Origin of the sequence: Streptomyces sp. NRRL B-24572 (assembly GCF_002156145.1) — a bacterium.
In the GTDB taxonomy this organism is placed as follows: Bacteria; Actinomycetota; Actinomycetes; order Streptomycetales; family Streptomycetaceae; genus Streptomyces; species Streptomyces vietnamensis.
Map to the genome: position 1 here is coordinate 1 of NZ_MWIG01000058.1, position 2,752 is coordinate 2,752.

Below are 2,752 nucleotides of genomic sequence, written 5' to 3' on the forward strand. Positions count from 1 at the left end.
CGAAGGCGACCTCGTGGAAGTCGAAGCCGATGAGCTGCTGCGTGCCCCAGCCGAGCCCGCACGCGATCCCGAGCGCGATGCACCTCCCCAAGTGCCTCTGGGCGGTGCGCGCGAGGACGTACACGGAGAGGGCGACGAGCGCGGCCTGCGCGAGGAGCAGCGTCTCCACGTGCGGGACGAGCCGGTAGAGCGGGCCGAGGAGCGCGAGTACGGGATGGAAGTGGTCCCCGAGCAGCGGGTACGCGTCGCCCGTGAAGCCGGCCGGTGCGGTCGCGGCCCGGATCTCCGAGGCGGGCGTCCGCCCCTCCGCGTACGCGCGCACGGCCTGCCCGAAGATCCCGAGGTCGTACCCGGTCGTCCGGAACCGGGCGTGCTCGCGCAGCGCGAACACCGCGTACAGGAGGAAGAAGGAGAGGGCGAGAAGGGCCGGGACGGTACGGGAGTCGGCGGCACGGCGGACGACGGGTGGGGGAGCGGTGATCACGGCCATGGGGGGACCCTGGGTGATCACCCCTGAAGGGGCCCTGAGGAAGCCTGAGGATTTCCTCAGGGGTGGTCCCGGAGGCCCGGCGATACTCGACGGCATGCGCGTACTGGTGATCGAGGACGAGGTGCGGATCGCCGCCTCGCTGCGGCGCGGCCTCTCCGCCGTCGGGTACACGGTCGACGTCGCCCACGACGGCATCACGGGACTCCACCTGGCCAGGGAGAACCCTTACGCGGCCGTGCTCCTCGACATCATGCTGCCCGGCCTCAACGGCTACCAGGTGTGCTCCCGGCTCCGCGCCGAGTCCAACGACGTGCCGGTGCTGATGCTGACGGCGAAGAACGGCGAGTACGACGAGGCCGAGGGCCTCGACACGGGCGCCGACGACTACCTGGCCAAGCCGTTCTCGTACGTCGTCCTCGAAGCCCGGCTCCGCGCGCTGCTGCGGCGGGGCGGGGCGCGGGTGCGGACGCTCCTGGAGGTCGGCGACCTGTGGCTGGACCCGGCGCGGCGGAAGTGCGGCCGGGGTTCGACCGAAATCCCGCTCACCCCGAAGGAGTTCGCGGTCCTGCACTGCCTGCTGCTGCGCCTCGACGAGGTGGTGCCGACGCTCGACCTCCTCGACGAGGTGTGGTCGGCGGACTTCACCGGCGACCCGAACATCGTGCACGTCTACATCAGGGCCGTGCGGAAGAAGATCGACGAGCCTTTCGGTACGGAGACGATCGAGACGGTGCGGGGGGCGGGGTACCGGGTGGTGGGCCGTGCGTGAGCGGAGGCTCCTCCCCGTAGGGGTGTCGGGGCTCGCGGCGGCGCTCGTCGTGGCGGTGGCGGTGATCTGGCTGGAGGCCGAGGACCGGGCGGTGGGGGCGCTCCCCTGGGTGATCCCCGAGGTGATGTCCACCGACCGGGTGGGCCCGCAGATCGGCTTCCTCGCCCGGTCGGGCTTCCTGTGGGGCGCGGTGGCCGTCGGCGCCGCCGGCTGGCTCGCGGGCCACGGGCAGGTACGGATGGTGCGGCTCAGGGCGGCGGTCGTCGCCTTCCTGACCTCGGGCGCCCTCCTCTTCACGTACACGCAGTGGCTCGTCCACGAGAACCCGCGTCAGCCCTGGCTTGTCGCGAAGGAGGCGTGCCGCTGGGGCCTGATGTTCATCGGCCCCTCGACGGGGCTCCTCACGGCGGCGGCGGTGTGGGCGGCGCTCGGCGGCGGTGCGGTGCGGCTCCCGTACCGCAGCCGTACGGCGCTGGTGGCCGGGGCCGCGACGGGGGGCCTGTTCGCGGCGGCGATCGAGGTACTGCGGCGGGCGCAGCCGGACTACGACACGGGACGGGCCCATTGGATCGCGCTGACCACCGGCGCCCCCCTCGTGGCCCTCCTGACCGGGGCGCTGGTCCACGCCACGGCGACGCGGGCGCTCCGCCCGGTGGAGGCGATCCGGCGCGAACTCGCCGACATCACGGCCCAGTCGCTGGACCGCCGGGTCCCGGTGCCGCCGACGGGCGACGTGATCGCGCGGCTGGCGGAGACGACGAACGACACCCTCGACCGCCTGGAACAGTCGTCGGCGCGACAGCAGCAGTTCGTCGCGGACGCGGCCCACGAACTCCGCAGCCCCCTCGCGGCGTTGCGGGCTCAACTGGAGACGGCCCTGCGGCACCCGGAGACGGTCACCGACTGGCCGTCCGCCGTACGGGAGGCCGCCGCCGACGTCGTACGGCTCCAGGCGCTGGCCGACGACCTGCTGCTCCTGGCGAGCCACCGGGCGACGGCTCCCGCGGGGGAACCGGTGGACCTGGCGGCCCTGGCGGAGGACCTGGTCCGCGAGTACGGGCACCTCCCGGAGGCGAAGGGCCTGGAGCTCACCTGCGAGGCCCCGACGGAGGCAGTCGTACGGGGAAACGACACCCGCCTGGAGCGCCTCCTCCGCAACCTCCTGACGAACGCGTGCCGTCACGCCCGTACGTCGGTGACGGTCACGGTCGGAACGGACGGCCCCTCGGTGGTGCTGGCGGTGACGGACGACGGCCCGGGCATCCCGCCGGAGGACCGCGCCCGCGTCTTCGACCGCTTCACCCGCCTCGACGCCTCCCGCACCCGCACCTCGGGCGGCGCGGGCCTGGGCCTCCCGATCGCCCGGGACATCGCCACGCACCACGGGGGCACGCTGACGATCGAGGACTCGGCGCGCGGGGCGCGTCTGGTCGCGCACTTCCCGGCGGGCGCTCGCCCGGCCGGGTGAGCGTGGACGTATCCCGCCCGCCCGG

At 73.8% G+C, this 2,752-nt stretch carries 3 protein-coding genes; 2 read left to right on the forward strand and 1 reads right to left on the reverse strand.

The genetic code is table 11. The annotated features are described in order from the left end of the window. Positions 1 to 490, reverse strand: a 490-nt coding sequence (locus CCN56_RS03755) for a DUF2079 domain-containing protein (RefSeq protein ID WP_143664420.1), incomplete at its 3' end; no start/stop codon positions are given. Positions 491 to 584: 94 nt separating this feature from the next. On the opposite strand from CCN56_RS03755, the gene CCN56_RS03760 reads away from it, so the two are divergent. Together CCN56_RS03760 and CCN56_RS45530 are read left to right on the forward strand one after the other, a co-directional pair. Beyond that, positions 585 to 1,259, forward strand: coding sequence for a response regulator transcription factor (locus tag CCN56_RS03760; protein WP_086823573.1), 675 nt, complete (start codon positions 585 to 587; stop codon positions 1,257 to 1,259). Next, on the forward strand, positions 1,252 to 2,727 hold the full coding sequence (locus CCN56_RS45530; protein ID WP_218779391.1) for a cell wall metabolism sensor histidine kinase WalK: 1,476 nt from the start codon (positions 1,252 to 1,254) through the stop codon (positions 2,725 to 2,727). The genes CCN56_RS03760 and CCN56_RS45530 overlap by 8 nt, the downstream gene beginning before the upstream one ends. Positions 2,728 to 2,752: the final 25 nt, after the last annotated feature.

Excerpts from the sequence above, each read along its gene's own strand:
- CCN56_RS03760 (WP_086823573.1), top strand. The coding sequence starts at position 585 with ATGCGCGTACTGGTGATCGAGGACGAGGTGCGGATCGCCGCCTCGCTG.